Consider the following 21806-nt stretch of genomic DNA (forward strand, 5'->3'; position numbering starts at 1 on the left):
GCATCGTCAGTGAAGAATCGCTGGTCAAAGCTGTTTTGAACCGCGTACCGAAAGGCACTGAAGAGAAAAATAAACAGGCATTGCAGGTTGGTATGAGGATTGCTGAAACAATTCTTTAATTTTGTACAAACAATAAAAACTACAGTTAAAAATGGAGCTGCAGATATTACTTTATGCCGCTTAGCAGTGTAAAACAATGATAATAATATTGGAGTAAATTTGTTTGATATTAATCTGTCTTAAGGTATAATATTATGAGTGTGCTTCCTGCCCTGTTTACGGTGTTAAAGTAAACTTTGATCAAAAGAACGTTAATGAATTATTCCGATAATCATCTGAATAAAATAAAAAAGCTTCACTGAAAAGTGAAGCTTTTTTATTTTGCAAATGTTCCAGGGTATAAAAACTGTTTTTTTATGTTTTATAAATAATTTGTTGAAAAAATGTTTGTTAGGGTGTATATTAGAGCAATGTTATTAAGAAAGGGGCCTTGCAATGATTATCAGACCAGCTACAATTATGCGGAATGATTATAATTTGATTTCTGAATATGCGCATCAAAGCGGCGAAATTGTATATTTAACGAAGTATGGTAAAGGTGATTTGGTTGTGATGAGCATCAAAACTTTTGAACAGCGTGAAGAAAAGTTTAAGTTCTATCATACTGTTATGCAGGCAGATTTAGACAGACAAAAAAGTGCCGAAGAGCTTTTTGACGGAGACGACGCTATCGCCAGATTGAAGGCGAAATTTATTGACTGATTATGCAATACGTACAGGATTGAAGATATTACCGCAGGCATGGCACGATCTTTTGGAAATTGGGTTTGTCTACAGCAGACAGGGTAAGAGACTTGAAGCAAGTGCTGTGACATGTAGTATTGTTAGTAAACTAAAGGAACTACAGGATTTTGCAATGCTGGGGAACAAAACACCCTTGAGCAGTTTGAATGAGAAAAAATATTTGATGCTGATGATAGATAAGTATGCCTGTATTTACCGCAAGGTTGAAAATACTGTATATATTTATCATATTACAGAATTACAGCGTGATTATCCTAAATTAATGAAATGACGGCAGGCAGCTTTTGCTTACAGCGAAAGCTGTTTTATTATTTTCCGGCAAGGGTATTTTACAGTAGTTTCACATATTTTCGAGTCTAGTGAGAACACTACCCTTGTGGTATAATATTTAAATATGAACAGGATAATTTGAGCGTTAAGGAAAGTGGTGAAGAAATGGCTGATAAATTTTTAGTTATTGATGGCAGCAGTTTGATACACAGGGCATTTTTTGCTTTGCCACCATTGATGACCAAGCAGGGAGTTCATACTGGCGCAGTATATGGCTTTTGTAATATGCTGGTGAAGCTTTTGGGTGATGTAAAACCTAAATGGCTGGCAGTTGCATTTGATAAATCACGTAAAACTTTCCGAACGGAAATGTTTGCAGATTATAAGGGGCAGCGTAAACCTACGCCCAGTGAACTGAGCGAACAATTTCCACTGGCCCGGCGTTTGCTGGAAGCTATGAACATCACTGTTCTTGAAACTGATGGTTACGAGGCTGATGATATTATCGGTACTTTTGCCGTACATGCGCCGCAGAACGCAGAAATTATTATCGTAACCGGCGACAAAGATGAATTGCAGCTTTTGGATGACAGGGTAAAGGTTTATTTTACCAAGCGAGGGATTTCTGATATCAAGGCGTATGATGTTGCAGCATTTGCCGCTGATTATGAAGGGTTGTCGCCAAAACAGCTGATTGATTTAAAAGGACTGATGGGTGACAGTTCAGATAATATTCCTGGTGTTCCCGGTGTAGGCCCTAAAACTGCTTTGAAGTTGATTTGTGAATATGGAACAGTAGAGAAGGTTTTAGAAAATATTGCGCAAATCAGCGGAAAAAGTTTAAAAGAGAAATTAGAAAATAATAAGGATGCTGCGCTGCTTTCAAAAAAGCTGGCAACCATTTTTACAGAAGTTCCAGTCGATCTTGATCTTGATAAATATGAACTGAAAGCTATGTCGGATGAGGCAAGGCCTTTAATGCAGGAATTGGAGTTCCGAAATTTGCATGAGAGATTCCAGACTATTTTGGGCGGCAGTGACGGTACCTTTGATCTTTTTGGAGAAAGTATCGGTCAGGAAAACGCCAATATAGAAATTGCGCTTTTAGAAACAGCAGAACAGGGCAAAGAATTCTTTGCGTTATTGCAGCAAAAGCAGGAAAAGGTTGCATTTACTGCTGTTTGCGGCGGCGAGTTACCTAAAATCCATTTTACTGCAGTGGAAATTTTTAATGATGGAAAAATTTATAAATTGCAGGAAGGCAGCGGGGCCTGGAATTTTTTTTATGAATGGCTGTCTGATTACAAACAATTGAAAGTTACATGCGACAGCAAAGAGATTTATAAGGCTTGTATGTGCCTGAATAAAAAAGCCGACGGTATAGTTGATGATATAGGTATAGCTGCTTATTTGATTGAACCAGGTCGCAGCTCCTATAGTTTGAAGGCAGTTGCAGAACGTTATCTGGCTGCAAATAACGGTGGGAATGCCGCTGATTTGCAGGCGTTACTTCCGCTTATTGAACAAAAACTGCGGGATTATGAATTGTATAAACTATATACGGAAATGGAACTGCCGCTGGCCTATTTGCTGGCAAAAATGGAATTAGCTGGAATTAAGCCGGATGTGAAGCTGCTAGAGAGTATTACAAAAGAAATGGCAGTACAGATAACTGCTTTAGAGATTTTGGCAGAAGAACAGGCCGGTGAAAAATTTAACCTGAAATCTCCTAAACAATTAGGTGTACTGCTGTTCGAAAAGTTGGGGCTTCCTATTATAAAAAAGACAAAGACCGGTTATTCGACAGATGTTTCTGTTTTGGAACAACTGGAAGGTTCGCATCCTCTGATTACGACGATCCTGGAACATCGCAAGCTGACAAAACTGCATTCAACATATCTGGAAGGGCTGCGCCCACTGATCAATCCTGCGACAGGGAGAATTCATACGCATTTTCAACAGACGGTAACGGCAACAGGAAGGTTATCAAGTACTGACCCGAATTTGCAGAATATTCCTGTACGAACTGAGATCGGTAAAAGAATCCGTGAAATATTTATACCGGGGACTGGTTATGACTGGTTGATGTCTTGCGATTATTCTCAGGTAGAACTGCGTGTACTTGCACATATGGCACAGGATAAGCTGCTTTTGGAATCTTTCCTGAATGGTCAGGATGTACACGCACGTACAGCGGCAGAGGTGTTTGGGGTGCCGTTGGAACAGGTCGATTCAATGATGCGTACCCGTGCGAAAGCAGTTAATTTTGGCATTGTTTATGGTATAAGTGATTTTGGACTGGCTAAACAGCTGGATATCAGCCGCGGTGAAGCAGCCGAGTATATAAAAAATTATTTTGCCCGCTATACAGGGGTAAAGAAATATATGGATGATACGGTCAATCATGCTCGGGAACAGGGTTATGTAGCTACAATGTTTGGACGTCGCCGTTATCTGCCTGATATCAGGCACAGTAATTTTAACTTACGCAGTTTTGCTGAGCGCACTGCCATCAATACGCCAATTCAGGGGACTGCGGCGGATATAATCAAAATAGCGATGCTTAAAGTTGAACAGGCGCTTTCTGATGCTAAAGTCAAGAGCCGCATTTTGCTGCAGGTACATGATGAATTAGTATTAGAAGTTATGGAAACGGAAAAAGAGCTGGTGGCACAGCTTGTAAAAAAAGCAATGGAAAGCGCTGCTTCTCTTAGTGTGCCGCTAACTGCCGATGTTGCCTGGGGGAAAAACTGGGCACAGACCAAATAGGAGGGATATCCATGCCGGAGTTGCCAGAAGTGGAGCAGGTCAGAAAGACTTTGCTGCCGCATATTAAGGGAAAAACTATTACTAAAGTTGAAGTATATTTGGATAGGCTGGTCAAACATCCATCGTCTGAGCAATTTATCAAAAATCTGACCGGTCGTACGATTGAAGACGTTTGCCGTCGCGGAAAGTATCTGGTGCTGAAAACAGGTGTCAATCAAAAACTTATCGTGCATTTACGTATGACCGGGTCTTTGGTGGCACAGGCTAGTGATTTAGAAGCACCGCCTTATGCCAAGATAAAATTTGAATTGACTGACGGTGTTACTATGTGGTTCTGTGATATAAGAACTTTTGGAACACTGTATTTAGTTACGGATGATGATTGTTACATTGCAGGTTATGAAACCTTGGGGCCTGAACCGCTGACAGTAGGGTTTAATCCTGAATATCTGGCTCCGATAGCTGCTAAAAGCCGCAAGCCCATCAAAACGTTGATTCTTGATCAAACGGTTATTGCCGGACTGGGAAATATTTATGCTGATGAGTGCTTGGCTTTAGCTGGAATTTTGCCTACACGTATAGCTAATACTTTGACGCGTGCGGAAATAGAAGCTGTGCATGAAGCGGCGAACAAAGTGATTGCACAGGGAATTGCCAATCGAGGAACCACTTTTCGTGATTATAAGGATGGCGAAGGTAATAAAGGTGACAATCAAAATCATCTGCTTGTTTATGGACGTGGCGGCGAACCGTGTAAAACCTGCGGTGAGCCTTTAGCCACGACAAAGGTTGGCGGCAGAGGCACTACTTACTGTGCCAAATGCCAGCACTGAGTGAAGTTATGAAAATTATTGGGTTAACAGGTGGTATTGCTTCTGGAAAAAGTACTGTCGCTTCGATTTTACAGAAACTGGGAGCTCATATTTTTGATGCGGATATTGCAAGCCGGCAGGCAGTTGCGCGTGGATCACAGGGGCTGCAACAGGTTATAGATGTTTTTGGCAGAGATTACCTGACAATTGACGGTGAGTTGGACCGGCAGAAGATTGCACAGCTGGTTTTTGAAAATAAAGCAGCGTTGGGGCAGTTGGAAAGCATAGTTCATACTTATGTGCGCTGTGAAGCAAAAAAATTTTTAGAACAGTGCAGGCGGCAGAATTTCTCAGCAGCGGTGCTTGACGTGCCGCTGTTGATCGAATGCGGCTGGTATAAAGAAGTTGATTTAGTGTGGCTGGTTGCAGTTGACGAACAGACTCAGATTGAGCGTGCTATGGCACGCAGCGGAATGTCGCAGCAGGAAGTAGAGGTTCGTATTGCGGCACAAATGACTTTGGCTGCAAAGTGTCAGTATGCGGATTTGATCATTGATAACAGTGGCAGCCTGAAACAAACTGAGCTGACAGTAAAAAAAGAATGGGAAAAAGTATTACAGATGGAGGATTGAGTTTGGCCAGACGTCGAAAAAAGAAAAACAACAGCCGCAAAATTTGGTTTGTACTGATTTTGCTGTGTGCAGTTTCGTTGTTGGGCTGGAAAATTTGGACGTCTGACGAAGTACAAATGCGGTTTGTTTATATGTGGCCTTATCAAGGCGAGATTTTGGAATACAGCGGGAAAAACAAGATTGATCCTTTTTTAGTGGCGGCAGTCATAAAAAATGAAAGTAATTTTGATCGTAAGGCTGTATCTAAGGTTGGAGCAATCGGACTAATGCAGATTATGCCGGATACCGGGGCATGGATCGCCGAACAGATGGGAATCAAAAATTTTGACCCACAGGATTTATATCGTACAGACGCTAATATCCGTTTAGGATGTTGGTATCTTGGAGAACTGGAATATGAATTTCAGCGGAACTGGGTCTTGATGATGATTGCTTATAATGCCGGTCGTGGCAATACAAAAGCGTGGATGCAGGAAAATAATTGGGGTTACGATTTTAATAGAATCGAGGATATTCCATACAGTGATACACGTGAATATGTGAGGAAAGTTTTGTATGATCGGGATGAGTATTACAAATTATATAAAAACAGGTTAAAAAAGTATTGACGGAGTTGTAATAGTGTGCTATTATATCACTGTTGCTGATTTAGGCAATTGTAATGCGGTAGTGGCGGAACGGCAGACGCGCTAGCCTCAGGAGCTAGTGGGGGCAACCCCGTGGAGGTTCAAATCCTCTCTACCGCACCATTTTTGTCTATAACGGTAATTTTTAACCACAATGCGGTTGTGGCGGAACGGCAGACGCACCATCTTGAGGGGGTGGCGGGGAGACCCGTGTGGGTTCAAATCCCACCAACCGCACCAAATGAGAAGATAAACGCTTCACGAATTTTCGTGAAGCGTTTTTTATTTGTCAGAGCTTCAGAATTTTTTTGTTTTATTTATTGCTTATAATCATATTCGTAGTATGATATGAATATGATTAAGAATGGAGTGAGATAAAATGATTTTTGGTGTATTGCCACAGAAAAAGAATCAGTATGCATTGCGTATTTTAGGAAATTGCGGTGAATTTACTTCTGAGGAGCTTTTGCGGCTGTCAGAATTAACAGCAAAGTTTGGCAATGGTAAGATTACAGCCACCAGTAGAGGAACTTTTGAATTGAATGGTGTCAGTGAGAGTGAGTTGGAGCCTGCGATTGAGGCAGTACAGGCAGCAAAACTTCGGTTAGGTGGAACAGGTGCGACAGTTCGGGCTATTGTGGCATGCAAAGGTACTGACTGCCGTAAAGGTATGTTTGATGTGCATGCTTTTGCCTGCAGACTAGATAAAGAATTTTATGGTATTGATGTACCTAAAAAATTTAAAATCGGTGTCTTTGGCTGTCTTAATAGCCTTGGTAAGGCTATGGCACAGGATATTGGGGTTATGCCCTCTTTTACAGAACCAGGAAAATTTGAAATATATATTGGTGGATTGTTAGGGAACAGACCTGTCCAGGGAAAGCATATCCCAGTACCTCTAAAGGAAGAGATGGTGGCAGATGCGATAAGATATGTTTTGGATATATATAAGACAAACGGTATTTATCCGCAGCGCCTGCGTACGGTATTAGATGACAAAAAAGAGCTGTGGCAGGAAATTAATTATTATTTTAAAAGCCTGGCAAAATAACAGTTGAATAAAAAGTATGGAAGCTGCTATTTTTAAAATCTTTAAAAATTATCTTTGACGATTAAGTAAGATTATATAACGTCATGTTTTTTCATAAAGTCCTATAATTAGATTCGTAAGCAGTAATGCAAAAAATATTTAAGGAAGTGGACTTTATGAAATTCAAAAATCTTGTATTAACATTAGGTGTATTAATGATGCTGGCCTTTACTTCTATGGCTGCTGCCGCGCCTAGTCAGGTAAACCGCAGTATGACAGCTATTAATGCAGCAAAAGCAGAAATACCTGCTGTATGCGAACTGGTTGGTTATAATGTGGACGGTGATACCAGTATCATAACTTTTAAAGACCCTAATACTTTGGAACGTTATGTTGTAGATGTTAATACAGCTACGGCCAAGGTGCAGGAAATCGAAGTAAAAGGTGCTACATTTGTTATGGGCAGTACTATGGTTACTAAAACTCCGGATGATATAGAAAAAATTGTTTTGAAAAATTATCCTAATGCCTATGAAATCGTTATTACTCAAGGGCAGGATGGAAATAATATTTACTATATTGCCGACTTTTTGACTGATAAATTTGATGGAGAATTAAAGTTAGATCCTGTTACCGGTGCTATTTGTGAACGTGAACTGGAATACTTCTAAGCGAAAAATAAAAGGAGTACATCAATTGATGTACTCCTTTTATTTTTTTAGAAAAGTTTTAAAATATCATTGTTGTTAAAAGCGCTGATCGGTTTTAAAGGACGCGGAGAACCGTCAGGCTGCTGCAGCTGTTTGTCCATCCAGATAATATCCAGCCACTGGTCAAATTTATAGCCGGCTTTAGGATGCGGACCAAGATTTCTGAAGCCAAAGGCAGCATGAAAATCGATACTGCGTTGGTTATTAGCAGTAATGCATGCATAAACATTATAAAAACCCTGTTTTTGAAGCAGGTCCAAAAGGCAGCTGTAAAGTTTTTTGCCAATACCGCTGTTTTGGGCTTCTGGAGCCAGATATATTGAAAGATCAGCGTCGTAAAGATAGGCGATGCGTTCCTGATAAGGAGAGCCGTAGGCAAAACCTAAGATTTTGCTGTTTCGTTCATAAACTAGATAAGGGTATTTACTGCTGATGTTTGAAATACGTTCAGTAAATTCTGACAGGGATGGCGGTTCATATTCAAAAGAAATAGTTGTATCCAGAATATAAGGCGTGTAAATATTTAAAATTCCGGTGCTGTCTTTTAATTCAACAAAACGGATCTTTTCCTGCATTTTCAAGCCTCCCTGGTCTATTGACGTTCGTTCAAAATGCGTTTAAAGATTGCAAACATGACTTCTGCTACGTCATCATTAAATTTGATTGCTATGGATTCACCGTCTTTTTTTGTAAAATAAATGATATTTACTGAAAGATTGGCATTATCCAAATCGTTGAGTTCTACAACCTTTGCCATTTTGTTGCTTAAATAAATGATGCGCTGGTTCGTAAAGAAAAGATAGCCGATATCGACAACAGCGGTTACTTCTTCAGTAAAATGGGGATGTTCGATTTTTTCGCCTTTAAAAGAAATTGTTTCGTCTATTTCCAAGCGGCGGGTCAATTCAAAATAGTTATCTTCTTTCTCTATTGTTTTATGTTCGCAGAAACCTGCCTGCTGAGCTGCGGCATGACATATTTCTCCTTCGTTCAGCGGAAAGTCGACTTTGATATCTCCTAAAGGAGCATTTTCGGCTGACCATAAATAACGGTATTTATCTAAAGCATTTTGAATATTGGGTTTGAATTCATAAGGTATATCGAGTTTTGTACAAATTTCCCTCAAAGCGGTTTCTTCATCAGGACTGAACCGCTGCTGCTCAGCTATTTCGTCAAATTTTTTATTCAAGTAGTCGTGAAATACCTGAACTCGTATATCATAGCCATCTTCGTAATCATAACCAAAAACATTATTGATTTCGCTGATTGTTAGAGGTTCTTCTCCACTGATTATTTTTCGACAGCGAGAGAAGTAAGCTACTTTTTTAGCTCCGTTATCAGCTAAACGCTGTAATTTTTCTGGAAGTTCTAAAACTTGAGCGAGATGTTTTGTTTCTTCGAAAACGGGGTCATCTTTGCTTACTGCGCTAATATATACATGGTCGGCTACCTTACGGTACATACTGCTGCGGTATTCGATATTGCTGCTGTCAAATTTTGCTCCCCAGTTTTTGATAAAATTGCTGACGATCTCTTCGGTTAATTCAGTAGCAGCAGTACTTTCTGCCAAAAAATTATTTATTTCAACTAAGGCGTTATGACCGGGCTTACTGCCAAAGAGCCTGCTCATCATTCCCTGGGTCTCTAATTCCTGCTTTTCAAATCCGTTCACTGGTGTGCTCCTTTTCTTAGCTAAATTAAATGATATTGTAAATAATATTATAGATATTATACAAGAAAAACTGTAAAAAGTCATTTGCCCAATTTGTTAAGAAAAAATTATAGGCAGTAGTTATTTTGTTGCTGCGGCGGTTGAAAAACAGTTTTATGAGTTTTTTTTATATAAATGCTATGATATAATCAAATTAATAATAGTTGGTTTGGAGATGAGTCTATGTCCTTGTTGGATGAGAGAGGCACAGGGGCTATCAGCTGGCAGCGTAATTTAGCCGTATTATGGTGTGGCGTGTTTTTTGCATGCGCCAGTTATACGATGGTAGTTCCGTTTTTACCTGTTTATTTACTACAAGAGCTGCATGTTGAAAGTAGTGAAGTAAATTTTTGGAGCGGTCTTGTCTATTCGGTAACTTTTTTAGGCGCTTCGATTATGGCCCCGTATTGGGGGGCAAGAGCTGACAGGGTTGGTCAGCGGCGTATGGCGATACGTGCAGGATTTGGTCTCGCATTTACCTACTGGCTGGCAGGAATTTCGCAATCGCCGGAACAGCTTTTAGGTGTGCGTATTTTGACTGGTTTAATCAGCGGATTTGTACCTGCATCTATGTCGCTGGTGTCTTCGACACTGCCTGAAAGCCGCATGGGCTGGGGAATGGGCCTGATGCAGACTGCGGTTGCCAGCGGCAGTATTTTAGGACCGATGATGGGCGGTTATTTTAGTTCTTGGTTTGGTATGAGACTATCTTTTTTTGTTGCCAGCTGTTGTTTAGGATTGGCGACAGTAATGGTTGTGCTTTTTGTTCGAGATGTGCCGCACAGCCAGGAAGAACAGAAAACAAAAATCAATTTGTGGCAGGATCTGCAGGAGTCTTTGCATAATAAAGGGCTGCTGTATGTAATGACGATGTTCTTTCTGATCCAGGTCTGTACGATGATCATTCAGCCTTTGGTAACTATGTATGTTTCGCATTTGATGGGTAGAATGGATGAATCGGTCGTTAAAGCTGCCGGTATTATTTTTTCGCTGGCAGGTATAGCCGGTATCATTGCAGCTCCGTTTTGGGGCAAACGTGGTCAACAGCTAGGTTACACTAAGGTGCTCTGTTTTGTTTTATTTTGTGCCGGCGCTATCAATCTGTGTCAGATTTTTGTGCAGGATATCTGGCAGTTTGCAGGGATCCAGTTCGTATACGGTTTATTCCTGGCAGGAGCTGTACCTAATGTTAACGCCCGCCTGGTAGAGGTCACAGATCCGTCAATGCGCGGTAAGGCTTTTGGTCTGGTTACTTCAGCACAGCAGTTCGGCGGTGTTATAGGTCCTCTGCTGGGAGGTTTTTTGGGCGGCTATATGCTTACACGTCATATTCTGGTCATTACGGGAATTATTTTACTGCTGGCAGGCAGTTATACGTATTTTACGAAAGTGAAAAAGACTGCGGAAGTTTAAGGAACGGTTTAAAAACTTACATTATGAAACTTTAGTGAATTACAAGGCCTGTGCTCTTGACTAAAATTTAATTTGAGTGAATAATTAAGATAGTAACGGATACTGATTATCACATGAAAGTGAGTGATTTATATGTTAAAAGAATTTGAAGGGCAAATGCCTAAAATCGACAAAAAAGCACATGCTTTTGAAAGTGCCGATCTGATTGGTAAAGTAGAAATGAAAGAATACAGCAGTGCATGGTTCAATGTTACTATTCGCGGCGATGTTAATCGTATAGAAGTAGGACGCTACAGCAATATCCAGGATAACTGCTGCCTGCATGTTGCCGATGATTATGCCTGCATTGTTGGTGATTTTGTTACTGTCGGTCATGGTGCTATCCTGCACGCCTGTACTGTGGAAGATCATTGCCTGATAGGGATGCATGCTACCGTACTTGATGGCAGCGTTATAGGACATGGCTCCATTGTAGCAGCTGGCGCAGTGGTGACAAAGGGAACTAAAGTACCGCCGTTTTCACTGGTTGCCGGCATTCCCGCCAAAGTGATCAAAACTCTTGACGAAAGTAATCTGGATAATATTCATGCACAGGCTGTTAAATATAAAGATTTGTGGAGCAAACGCCACAATATCATGCCGGATATTGACGGCGAAACTTATCATGGTGAAAAAATAGTATAGAATATAAGTAAAAGGAGCTGCTGCTGCAGCTCCTTTTTAATTTGCTGTACGGCAGGAATAAACATTTCAGGCGGCGAATATATACGCTAGCTGAATTCGTGAAAGGAGTTTTAAAAATGAAAGATACGATAAAAGAATATTTGGCAGGTCAGTATGACGCTTATGTAAAAGATTTGGAGACGCTGACTAATATCGATTCAGGGAATGGAGATTTGCAGGGAACGGAAGCTGCTAATAAGTTTGTCGCGGAAAAAATGCAGGAGCTCGGAGCTGTTACTGAATTCCGTTATAATGACAGGGCGTGCCATCTGATTTCTCGCCTGAAGGGAAGCGGAAAATTGAGTATTCTGCTTGTTGCACATGTTGACACGGTATTCAACCGCGGTGAAGCGGCTAAACGTCCTTTTAAGGTTGATGAGAATGGATTTGCCTGGGGGCCTGGCGTCGGTGATGACAAGGCTACTGTAGTGGAAGTTATTTACGGGTTAAAAGCTTTGCTGAAAGCAGGATTTTCTGATTTTAAAGAAATTATTTATTATACCAACGGCGAAGAAGAAGGCGGCTCCCCGACTGCCGAAGCGATTGTGGCAGAGCTTTCTCAGCAGGCAGATTTTGCCGTTATTATGGACGTAGCCCGTCCTAACTGGGGCATCGTTACACAGCGTAAGGGTAATGCAAAGTATAAGGTTCAGGTAACAGGGATTGGCGGACATCATGGCAATGCTTCACAGCATTGCGCCAATGCTATTCATCAGCTTGCTTATACAATTACAGAGCTGCATAAATTAGCAAGCCCTATGCCTGGAGATCCGGCAGATTTTACAGCAAAAGCGTTAGCTGATCGCGGCATTGTTGATTCTGGACAGTTTATTCCTCAGAATACTGTCAATGTCGGCGTTATTGGATCGACCAATGACAAGATCAGTGTCATTCCCGGCGATGCTTATTGTGAAGTCAATGTTCGTTGTTTTTCTGTAGCGGAGCAGGAACGGTTGGACAGAGAGATCAAGGCTTTAGCAGATAAAGCAGTTGTTGCCGGAACTAAAGTTGAAATTACGGGCGGTATTGTTACAGGACCGATGGAGAAAACGCCGCAGGTCCAGAAGATGGTTGATGTTTACAGCAGGATCGTCAGGGATGAATTTGGTGGTAATGTTACTGAATGGGTCGCCGGTGGATTGACTGACGGTAACAGAACTGCAAAATATATTCCTACTCTAGATGCATTGGGAGTAGAAAACTACGATGAGCATACTGATCATGAATCCGTTGATTTAAAAACAGCTGTTCCCAGAACTACAGCTTTCGCTCTGACTTTAGCAGAGCTAACAAAAATATTTTAATTTTTTTGTTGCAGGCAGTCGCAGACTGCCTGCAGTTATGTTAAACTAATAAAGATATGATAAATCTGTAAGGTAAGGGATGAAAGCATGGGAAAAAAAGACAATAAATATTCTAACGCAGCGACATCATTGAGTGAAGGTGGTATTTTTGGGTTAGGACGTCCTATTGATTTTACTGATGGGATAACAAGAATAGCACTTATCTGTACTATTTTAACGTCGGTAGCGGCAACTTTTTGGAAAACTATGGGCGGTGCCGATACAGAAACTGCCATGTATTTTGGGCTCAATACGGCTGCTGCGTTTTTCTTTTCCTGGCTGATTGCCCAGGAGCTTGATCCGGATCGCAAGCTGGGTGGTATTATTGGCGGAGGGCTGAGTATTGTCGCTGCTTTGACTCTGGGAGAAGGTAATGTTCTTGTTCTGCTGTGGCTGCTGTTTATCCTGCGGATGCTAAACCGTACTTCCGGTTCGCGGCACAAGATCGGGGATAATGTTTTCTTGATTTTTATTGCCTATTGGCTTGGGAAAGATGGATATTGGCTTTATCCAGTACTTACGGGCACGGCGTATATTATTGAAAGCCAGATCAGGGGCGGATATTACAGGAGCCTGTATTTAGGCGGTTTGGCGTTTGCTGTTACAGCAATGGCCGACACTTCTATGAAAGCGCACAGTCTTTCGATGATTTATGTCTATCTGATGGCGCTTTGTTTTATTTTGTTTTTACCTGAAATAAGAATGGCGGCAGTAACAGAAGCCAAAGGTGATATTGACGGAAAACGTATCAGTCCGCAGAGACTACAGGTGGCACAAGGCGCTTTTCTGATGATAGGGTTTTCAGTGCCGTGGGTACATGGCGACGCACAGGCTGCTGCGCTGACACCAGCCTGGATGGCCGGAATAGGTGTAGGCGTTTTTCTGCTTGTTGATGCTATTCAAAAAGCTATGTTTGAAAAAAATAAACAATAAATTCAGGAGGTTTTTTAAATGAGTGAAAACAGAAAAATCAGATTTACAACTAATAAAGGAGAATTTATCGTCGAAATGTTCGAAGATAAAGCGCCCAAAACGACTAAAAATTTTATTGAATTGACAGAAAAAGGCTTTTATAATGGCGTAGTATTTCATCGTGTTATCGACGGCTTTATGATTCAGGGCGGTGACCCTACCGGTACTGGTATGGGTGGACCAGGGTATAAAATTGATGACGAATTTGGTGAGGGGCTGCAGCATGATGACGAAGGTGTTCTTTCAATGGCTAATGCCGGGCCCAACACTGGCGGCAGTCAGTTTTTTATCACTTTAGCACCTACACCATGGCTTAACGGGCATCATGCTATTTTCGGCAAAGTTGTTGAAGGGATGGATATTGTACGGTTGATTGGTGTAGTACCTACGGATTTTCGCGATCGCCCTAAAGATCCTGTAATTATGGAAACTGTAGAGGTTATAAAATAATTTGCCTGCGTATGTTTACATATTACGCTGTCGTGATGAATCACTTTATACCGGCTGGACAAATGATTTGGAAAAGCGGCTTGAAGCGCATAACAGCGGTAAAGGAGCAAAATATACCCGTGGGCGCTGTCCTGTAACTTTGGTCTATAGTGAAACGCTGTCAACTAAGGAAGAAGCGCTGCATCGCGAATGTGAAATCAAAAAAATGACTAAAACTGCTAAATTAGCCTTAATTAAGCAAAATATGAAGGAATAGAAGCAAAAATATTAAAAAAATTACAAAAAATAGCAAAAGAGAGTTGCTTTATTGTAAATAATAGGCTATAATGGGCTGGTGAGTGAGATGTTCTAGCTCCTCATTAAAGTAATTTTTAGGAGGCCCAGAAAATGACTGGCAAAGTAAAATGGTTTAACGCAGAAAAAGGTTATGGTTTCATCGAACGCGAAGATGGTGGCGACGTATTCGTACATTTCTCCGCTATTCAATCCGAAGGTTTCAAAACTCTTGAAGAAGGTCAAGCAGTTGAATTTGACGTTGTTCAAGGCAACCGCGGTGAACAAGCTGCCAACGTTGTTCGTCTGTAATTGATATAGATTAAAATTTTTTTTAATATATAGCAGCATATGAACAGAAAAGTAAGGCGCTACCTTTAAGGTAGCGCCTTTTTTCCTTTTTATAAAATTTTGAGTTTAATGACAGGCGTAAAATTTTAATTACGCAGCAGTTGTGTTGTAGTGTTATGAACTTTATTGCTATAATGAGAGTTAACAAGAAACGTGAAATTATTTTTAGGAAAGGAAGTGTAAAGCATTGGAAAATATACTGCAGGGACTTAATGCGTCTCAGCTTGAAGCTGTTACTTCTACGGAAGGATTTATACGTGTTATAGCTGGAGCAGGGTCAGGTAAAACAAGGGCTCTGGCTCGGCGTTTTGCCTATCTGGTCAATGAAATCGGAATTTTGCCGGGGAATATTCTATGTGTAACTTTTACTAATAAATCGGCGAATGAAATGCGTCAGCGAATCCATAACCTGACTGGTGATAATGATACTGGTTATATCAGTACTTTCCATAGTTTCTGCGTATCTGTTTTACAGGAGGACAGCCATGCTCTGCAATATCCAAAAAGCTTTCTTGTTTTAGACAATTCTGATATCGATTCTATGCTGAAAATTATTTACGAGGAACGTGGATTGACGCTTAGAAATATGACTTTCAGTAAAGCACGGGATATGATTGAAATCAGAAAACTAATTAAAGAACCGAAATATTATCTGGATATGCTCAATATGTCATTAGATACATTGAGACAGAAATATCTTACTGCAACAGAGCCGTCTGATATAATTTTTTATGGTTATTTATATCAGGAGAAAAAATGCTTCGGACTAGATTATAATGATTTAATTAAATTTACCTTATATATTTTCGAACAAAATGAAGCTGTTAAAATAAAATGGCAGCAACGTTTGGAATATATCATGATTGATGAATTTCAGGATATTGATGAACTGCAGTACAAATTGATGTCAGTATTGTGTGGTTACCATAAAAATCTGTTTATCGTCGGGGATCCAGACCAGACGATTTATACCTGGCGCGGTGCTAATGTGCGCTATTTACTGGATTTTGATAAGATTTTTCCAAGTGTAAAAACTATAATGATGATGCAGAATTATCGCTCTACACCGCAGATAGTTTCGGTCGTTAATGATTTGATTGATAAAAATAAGTTTAGGATCAAGAAAAATCTTATGCCAACTATTGCAGACGGAAGGAAGGTTATATGCCATCATGCAGATACTTCTGAGCGTGAAGCGATGTGGATAGCAGAGCAGATCCAGGCATTGCATGGCGAGGGGACTTCTTACAGGGAAATCACTGTTTTATATCGTGCGCATTATATTACCAGAATCGTAGAGGAAGTTTTTTTACGTGAAAAAATACCTTACGCTATTTACAGCGGGGTGCAGTTTTTCAACAGAATGGAAATAAAGGACGCTTTGGCATATTTACGGTTGATTGCATATAAAGATGATCTGGCGTTTTTGAGAGTAGTTAATGTTCCTAAAAGAAATCTTGGGGAGCGGCGCATAAAATTTTTGCAGGAATATGCAGTCAAGCACCAATGCTCTCTGTATATTGCTTTAGAGACAAATTTGGATAATGAAATTTTTAAAGGGACAAAAGCCGCACAGTTTGTAGCATTGATCGAAAATTTTGCCGCTAATTATGCAGAAAGACAAATTTCGGAATTGCTGGCTGCAATTTTAAATGAGAGTGGTTATGAAAAAATGCTGCGGACAGAAGGAAGTCAGGAACGTCTGGATAATCTGGCGGAACTTAAACAGTCGGTTTATGAATATGAAACTTCCTGCGGGGAAGAAAGTACATTGGAACATTACTTGTCACATGTTGCTTTGTTTACTAACAACGATGCGGCTGATAATAGTGATAAAGTAAAATTAATGACGGTACATTCGGCCAAAGGTCTGGAATTTCCCTATGTATTTTTATGTGCGATGAATGAGGGTGTTTTCCCGTCTAAGAAAACAGATACTATACAAAAGATGGAGGAAGAGCGCAGACTCGCTTTTGTTGCAATGACCCGGGCACAGAAAGGGCTGTATCTTTCTGAAGCTGAAGGTAGAAATTTTGATGGCTCTCCGCGCTATCCGTCGCGTTTTCTGCTGGATATAGAGCCGGCATTGCTTGATTATACACAAAAGCCGCAGGAAGGTTTGATAATAGAAACAAAAGATTATCTTGTTATCAACGAGCGTTATCTTGCTGATGAAGAAAATCAGTTGTCACTGGCTGTTGGGCAGCGTGTAAAGCATAATATTTTCGGTTCTGGTACTGTTGTTGATGTAGATTTGATCAAGGCTGCGCATCTTGTGAAATTTGATAATATTGATACGCCGCGCAGTATTTCTTTCAGGGCGAAATTAGAAAAGGACTAGATACTTTAGGTAAGATAATCAAAAGAAGTCGTATTAAACGCATTTCAATTGAGAAATGCGTTTTTCTTTTTGTGTTTTTCGCAGCATTCATTTATAATTATTGTAAATGATGTTAATTAATTTTAGGAGCGGAGGTGCAGTATGCGCTCAATAATAAAGGTTTTAACTTGCGTTCTGCTGGCGCTGGTTGTGTTTGTGCCGGTTAGAACAAGCTGGGCGCATGAGTATACGCCTGCGGAAAAGAAAATGATTGATGCGGCGTATCGTGATGCACATTGGACTACAGTTGCAGCAGCAGCCTGTATAGGAGCATATTCCCCGGAAAATGCTCCGGAATTTGGTTATTTGCGCGATTATGGCTGGAAGATAGTACCGCATAAAGTAAAAAAAGGAAAATTGGAAGCCAATTTTATTGTGGCAAAAAATAAAACCCGACGCGGCAGGGATGTTTATATAGTTGCTTTTCGCGGCAGTGCCAGCAAGAGTGACTGGACTGTCAACCTGAACACCGATAAGGTGCCGTACGGCGGCCGCAGCCTTGAGGAATTTATTGAATATGCAGGACATTCTGAAAAGGATAAAACTGTACCAATGGTACATAAAGGCTTTAATGATTACGTCAATACTGTTTTAGAAACAATGGTCGATACTAATGATGACGGTATTGATGAGGTTTTGTTTAATGAGATTTTGGCTAATACAGATACACGTGTATTGCTTACCGGGCATAGCCTGGGGGGAGCTGTCGCTACATTGCTGGCAGAACGCCTTGTAAGTATGGGGATAGATAAAGATCGTGTGCCGGTTATAACTTTTGGCGCGCCTGCCATAGGCAACGCTGCTTTTGCCGAAGTCTACGGTGATAAGATAGATCTGCGCAGAATAACTAATAATGCTGATCCTGTGCCGGGCAGCCTGCAGACATTTTTTGGAGGCTACAAGCAGTTTGGAAAGCATCATAAATACAATCTTTCCCGTAAGCTGAGTGATTTTCAGCATGATATGGGAATGTATTTTGATTACAGCATGCGAGAATATTATGCAGCTTTGGACAAAGCAGAGGCTGCCGGTGTACGTGAAAAACTACCCATGCAAAAACTTGAAGGAACGGAACCGTTAGTAGCTGTTTGGATCGGCAGCAGTCTTGAGGTAGATAAAAGGGACTATGTGCCTGATATTAAAAGGTTTATTATGAACGAGTATCAAATGATGCTGCCGCGGTATGTGATCGTAGATACGGAAACAAAACTTTATGACGACAGTGTCTATGCAATGGAAAAATTTTATCAGAAAGCGCGGGAGCTGGGCGCAGATTATATTTTGATCGCTGAGATTGATGGACGGGTGCTCAATGACAGGGAAAAATGGTATATCAATATGAATCAAAGCGTATTCACAGTTGATGGCAGACTGATAACGATGAATAGTTTTGCACGTTTTGTTTCACCGGTTTCCGGGAATATTCAGGCAACAACTTTTGTTTTAGAGCAAAGCCGTGAGGAGCTAAAAAAGCATCTGACATTTGTCAGGTTAGATCAGCACGCTTCGCCTCGCCGGCTATGATCAAAATTTTATAAATAGGTGTGAGAAAAGTATGAAACAAGAAAAGCTGGAAAGTTTAGCCCAGGAATTAGTGGCTTGCAGAGAATGCCCTCTGCGGGAAGCAGCACAGGCTCCTGTAGGCTGGTTTGGTAATTATGACAGTCCGATTGTTTTTGTGGGCGAAGGACCTGGCGGCGTGGAGGATGACTACGGCTGCCCTTTGATTGGTCCGTCTGGACAGTTGTTGGATAAGGCTTTGTGGGCTGCCAAGATGACGCGTGACCGTATTTTAACGACCAATGTTATCAAATGTCGTCCTAAGGGTAACCGCACGCCGAATATTGCAGAAGCAGATTTCTGTGCACAGCGTTGGCTTGACAAGGAGTTGGCGATATTACAGCCTAAAGTTGTGGTTGCTTTGGGCAGTGTTGCTTTACATTATCTTGGCAATCAGGATATGCGCATCACCAGAGACCGTGGTAAATGGTTTAAAACAAAACATGGTTTTGATTGTATAGCGACTTTTCATCCTGCGTATTTACTGCGCATCAGTAATATTAAAGCGCTTAATGCAGCAAAATGGGACGTTTTTCATGATTTGGAGGCAGCAAGGGATAAAGCGTTGGCGGCAGTGCCTGATTATAATTTGATGTCTGAAGAGAAAACCGACCTTTTTAAATTGTTTCAACGACGTAAATAAATTTTCAGAAGCTGCGGAATAAAAAGGAAAAAATATATAAAAATTCCAAGTTAGGTATTGCTAACTTGGAATTTTTGTGTTATACTCAAAATCAAGTTAGACGGGGCTAACCAGACGGTGTGATTTCGACCCTTCTTTCTTTTATCACTTATGAATAATAACCGGAGCCTTGCCGGTAGCTACGTTTGGTTAGCTAAACTAACTTTTTCCAAAGGAGTTATCATGCAGTTTGAATTACATGGCTTTAAAAGTTTTGATGAATTGCTGGCTTTCCATTGCGCACCGGCGTTGACTGGAATCAAACCGGCCAATCTTGTCAGCTGCCCTACTGCATCTATGCCTGTAGTCGCGCCGCTTTTGGCTGATTATACGGAACAGTTTGCCGATAAGGGGATTGCTTTTGAAGTTTTATGTCATTGTGCGGCACGAACTTTGGTTTTGGTTTACCAGCCGCAGCAGCTTGAAGATTTGCTGCAGAAGCAAGCGATAAGCTGTTATTTACAAGAACTTGGTTATAAGTCTGGTTCGGTGCATTCATTGCTCCGACAGTTAGGGGCAAAGATATCCTGCAGCCAGGATTTTCCGCATGAAATTGGTATATTTTTAGGTTATCCGTTAGCGGATATCCAAGGCTTTATTAAAAATAAAGGCAAGAATTGCAAATGCAGCGGTTATTGGAAAGTATATGATGATGTCGAGCATGCCAAGCGTTTGTTTGACGCATATAATAAATGCCGGGACAGGTTGTTGAAGGCTGTAGCTGAAGGCGTACCTTTACATCTGGCAGCGGCTTCTTTTTAAGGAGGTTTTATTATGGAAAAGATTCCTGTTATTTATTGGTCTGGTACCGGTAATACGAAACTGATGGCTGAGGCTGTGGCCGAAGGTATTGGAACTGCTGCAGACCTCAAAAGCGTTAGCGATATCACTCCTGAACAGGCGGCTGAATATTCAGCATTGGCACTGGGATGCAGTGCTATGGGTGCTGAAGTTCTGGAAGAATATGAGTTTGAACCGTTCTTTACTGCATTAGAACCGTTTTTGCAGGGGAAAAAGGTTGTGATTTTTGGTTCTTATGGCTGGGGCGGAAGTTATATGAGTGATTGGGAACAGCGTATAAAAGCAGCTGGTGCCGAATTGATTGCCCCGGGGCTTTTGGTATTGGGTGCCCCAGATGAAGCGATGGCTGAAAGCTGCCGCGAGTTAGGTGCGGCTTTAGCTAAAGCATAACTTTACTTCTCCGTCATAACTACGGTAAGAGCAGACTGTGGTTATGTCCTTTAATATTCCATTTCTCCAAATGCAGATAACCGGGTCCTTTCGGGGATTCCGGTTATCTGCATTTTATTTTAAGTGGATGTTTAATAAACGTCATAAACGAATACAAAATTTATATAATAAAGAGCTTACTTGAAAGCGTATCACAAGTAGCTTATAATAAGGATAAAGGTAAGGAGTTGTTTAAATGGAATCATTGATGAAGATCAACGATCCGATTTTGTTAGCTCTGATAGCAACAGGTTTTACCTGGTTCATGACTGCGCTTGGTGCGGCGATGGTATTTTTCTTTAAAGAGATTAACAAAAGGGTTTTAAATATGATGCTGGGCTTTGCTGCAGGTATTATGGTTGCCGCTTCTTTTTGGTCGCTTTTGGCTCCTGCCATAGAAATGGCGGAAAAAAGCAGTTTGCCTGCCTGGCTTGTTGCTGCTATTGGTTTTTTGAGTGGTGCTGCTTTTTTGTGGCTGGCGGATAGAATACTGCCGCATGCGCATTTCTTTGCAAAAGAAGGGGAAGTAGAGGGGATTCCAACTAATTGGCGTCGTAGCATTTTACTTGTATTCTCAATTACGCTGCATAATATACCTGAAGGTTTGGCGGTTGGCGTTGCTTTTGGAGCAGCGGCGAATAGTATGAGCGAAACAGGATTGCTGGCAGCTGTAGCTGTTGCTTTGGGAATTGGTATTCAAAATTTCCCAGAAGGTGCTGCAGTTTCTATCCCACTTCGGCGCGAAGGTGTTTCGCGGATGAAAAGTTTTATGTATGGCCAGGCTTCCGGGCTGGTAGAACCGATAGCTGGTGTTATTGGTGCGGCGATGGTTACTTCCATGGAGGCTATTTTGCCTTATGCCTTAGCCTTTGCTGCCGGTGCTATGCTGTATGTCGTTGTCGAAGAGCTGATACCGGAGTCTCAAAGTGGTGGAGAACATGAAAGTGCGGACCTTTCGACGATTGGGTTTATTATTGGTTTTGCGATTATGATGATTTTAGACGTAGCTTTAGGTTAAGCGCGGCTGAAGCCGCATTTACAATTAAGTGATAAAATTTTATTAAG

Annotated in this window: 23 protein-coding genes and 2 tRNA genes; 23 read left to right on the top strand and 2 right to left on the bottom strand. The window is 41.1% G+C overall.

What is annotated here, in order from left to right; all coding sequences use genetic code 11:
* The first annotated feature begins 495 nt into the window (after window positions 1-495).
* From C8D73_RS09025 to C8D73_RS09070, 10 genes are all read left to right on the top strand, one after another.
* The gene (locus C8D73_RS09025; RefSeq protein ID WP_021716989.1) at window positions 496-762 is read left to right on the top strand and encodes a type II toxin-antitoxin system Phd/YefM family antitoxin; all 267 of its coding nucleotides are present in this window, start codon (window positions 496-498) and stop codon (window positions 760-762) included.
* Window positions 755-1075 carry a type II toxin-antitoxin system RelE/ParE family toxin gene (locus tag C8D73_RS09030; protein ID WP_049896711.1) on the top strand — a complete coding sequence of 107 codons (321 nt, stop codon included), beginning with the start codon at window positions 755-757 and terminating at the stop codon, window positions 1073-1075. Before C8D73_RS09025 ends, C8D73_RS09030 begins: the two co-directional genes overlap by 8 nt.
* 164 nt (window positions 1076-1239) lie before the next feature.
* Window positions 1240-3843, top strand: a complete 2604-nt coding sequence (polA, locus tag C8D73_RS09035; RefSeq protein WP_113078068.1) for a DNA polymerase I — start codon at window positions 1240-1242, stop codon at window positions 3841-3843.
* An 11-nt stretch (window positions 3844-3854) separates the two neighbouring features.
* Window positions 3855-4676: a DNA-formamidopyrimidine glycosylase gene (mutM, locus tag C8D73_RS09040; RefSeq protein ID WP_046430335.1), complete on the top strand. Its 822-nt coding sequence runs from the start codon at window positions 3855-3857 to the stop codon at window positions 4674-4676.
* Between the two features lie 8 nt (window positions 4677-4684).
* On the top strand, window positions 4685-5287 hold the full coding sequence (gene coaE, locus C8D73_RS09045; protein WP_170123199.1) for a dephospho-CoA kinase: 603 nt from the start codon (window positions 4685-4687) through the stop codon (window positions 5285-5287).
* Between the two features lie 2 nt (window positions 5288-5289).
* The gene (locus C8D73_RS09050) at window positions 5290-5895 is read left to right on the top strand and encodes a lytic transglycosylase domain-containing protein (RefSeq protein WP_227203040.1); all 606 of its coding nucleotides are present in this window, start codon (window positions 5290-5292) and stop codon (window positions 5893-5895) included.
* 55 nt (window positions 5896-5950) lie between these two features.
* A tRNA-Leu gene (locus C8D73_RS09055) sits at window positions 5951-6036 on the top strand.
* Between the two features lie 33 nt (window positions 6037-6069).
* A tRNA-Leu gene (locus C8D73_RS09060) sits at window positions 6070-6153 on the top strand.
* A 139-nt stretch (window positions 6154-6292) separates the two neighbouring features.
* Window positions 6293-6964 (top strand): hypothetical protein, encoded by a 672-nt coding sequence (locus tag C8D73_RS09065; protein ID WP_021716995.1) that lies wholly within the window; start codon window positions 6293-6295, stop codon window positions 6962-6964.
* Between the two features lie 155 nt (window positions 6965-7119).
* A complete protein-coding gene (locus C8D73_RS09070) occupies window positions 7120-7614 on the top strand; it encodes a hypothetical protein (protein ID WP_021716996.1) in 495 nt (164 codons plus the stop codon).
* A 47-nt stretch (window positions 7615-7661) separates the two neighbouring features.
* Here C8D73_RS09070 and C8D73_RS09075 read toward each other — a convergent pair whose 3' ends face one another.
* Window positions 7662-8228, bottom strand: a complete 567-nt coding sequence (locus tag C8D73_RS09075) for a GNAT family N-acetyltransferase (protein WP_113077985.1) — start codon at window positions 8226-8228, stop codon at window positions 7662-7664.
* Between the two features lie 17 nt (window positions 8229-8245).
* The gene (locus C8D73_RS09080) at window positions 8246-9325 is read right to left on the bottom strand and encodes a hypothetical protein (protein ID WP_113077986.1); all 1080 of its coding nucleotides are present in this window, start codon (window positions 9323-9325) and stop codon (window positions 8246-8248) included.
* A gap of 222 nt (window positions 9326-9547) precedes the next feature.
* Between C8D73_RS09080 and C8D73_RS09085 the strand changes: the two genes are divergently transcribed.
* The 13 genes from C8D73_RS09085 to C8D73_RS09145 all read left to right on the top strand — a co-directional run bounded on the left by C8D73_RS09085 (window position 9548) and on the right by C8D73_RS09145 (window position 21759).
* Window positions 9548-10777 (top strand): MFS transporter, encoded by a 1230-nt coding sequence (locus C8D73_RS09085; protein WP_021716999.1) that lies wholly within the window; start codon window positions 9548-9550, stop codon window positions 10775-10777.
* Window positions 10778-10909: 132 nt separating this feature from the next.
* Complete coding sequence (locus tag C8D73_RS09090) at window positions 10910-11461, top strand: gamma carbonic anhydrase family protein (protein ID WP_021717000.1); 552 nt, start codon at window positions 10910-10912, stop codon at window positions 11459-11461.
* Window positions 11462-11577: 116 nt separating this feature from the next.
* The gene (locus tag C8D73_RS09095; protein WP_021717001.1) at window positions 11578-12804 is read left to right on the top strand and encodes a M20/M25/M40 family metallo-hydrolase; all 1227 of its coding nucleotides are present in this window, start codon (window positions 11578-11580) and stop codon (window positions 12802-12804) included.
* Between the two features lie 87 nt (window positions 12805-12891).
* A complete protein-coding gene (locus C8D73_RS09100; RefSeq protein ID WP_021717002.1) occupies window positions 12892-13776 on the top strand; it encodes a hypothetical protein in 885 nt (294 codons plus the stop codon).
* An 18-nt stretch (window positions 13777-13794) separates the two neighbouring features.
* Entirely contained in the window at window positions 13795-14265 is a 471-nt protein-coding gene (locus tag C8D73_RS09105; protein ID WP_113077987.1) for a peptidylprolyl isomerase, read from the top strand.
* A gap of 1 nt (window position 14266) precedes the next feature.
* Window positions 14267-14521, top strand: a complete 255-nt coding sequence (locus C8D73_RS09110) for a GIY-YIG nuclease family protein (protein WP_113077988.1) — start codon at window positions 14267-14269, stop codon at window positions 14519-14521.
* A 131-nt stretch (window positions 14522-14652) separates the two neighbouring features.
* Complete coding sequence (locus C8D73_RS09115; RefSeq protein WP_021717005.1) at window positions 14653-14850, top strand: cold shock domain-containing protein; 198 nt, start codon at window positions 14653-14655, stop codon at window positions 14848-14850.
* Window positions 14851-15076: 226 nt separating this feature from the next.
* Window positions 15077-17230, top strand: coding sequence for an ATP-dependent helicase (locus C8D73_RS09120; RefSeq protein WP_113077989.1), 2154 nt, complete (start codon window positions 15077-15079; stop codon window positions 17228-17230).
* Window positions 17231-17371: 141 nt separating this feature from the next.
* Window positions 17372-18793, top strand: coding sequence for a lipase family protein (locus C8D73_RS09125; RefSeq protein WP_021717007.1), 1422 nt, complete (start codon window positions 17372-17374; stop codon window positions 18791-18793).
* Between the two features lie 31 nt (window positions 18794-18824).
* Window positions 18825-19472: a uracil-DNA glycosylase gene (locus C8D73_RS09130; RefSeq protein WP_113077990.1), complete on the top strand. Its 648-nt coding sequence runs from the start codon at window positions 18825-18827 to the stop codon at window positions 19470-19472.
* A 222-nt stretch (window positions 19473-19694) separates the two neighbouring features.
* Window positions 19695-20273, top strand: a complete 579-nt coding sequence (locus C8D73_RS09135) for a DUF3793 family protein (protein ID WP_021717009.1) — start codon at window positions 19695-19697, stop codon at window positions 20271-20273.
* A 12-nt stretch (window positions 20274-20285) separates the two neighbouring features.
* Window positions 20286-20702, top strand: coding sequence for a flavodoxin (locus C8D73_RS09140; RefSeq protein ID WP_113077992.1), 417 nt, complete (start codon window positions 20286-20288; stop codon window positions 20700-20702).
* 235 nt (window positions 20703-20937) lie between these two features.
* Window positions 20938-21759, top strand: coding sequence for a ZIP family metal transporter (locus C8D73_RS09145; RefSeq protein WP_227203039.1), 822 nt, complete (start codon window positions 20938-20940; stop codon window positions 21757-21759).
* The last annotated feature ends 47 nt before the right edge of the window (window positions 21760-21806 follow it).

The organism is Phascolarctobacterium faecium DSM 14760 (assembly GCF_003269275.1).
Classification (GTDB): Bacteria; Bacillota; Negativicutes; order Acidaminococcales; family Acidaminococcaceae; genus Phascolarctobacterium; species Phascolarctobacterium faecium.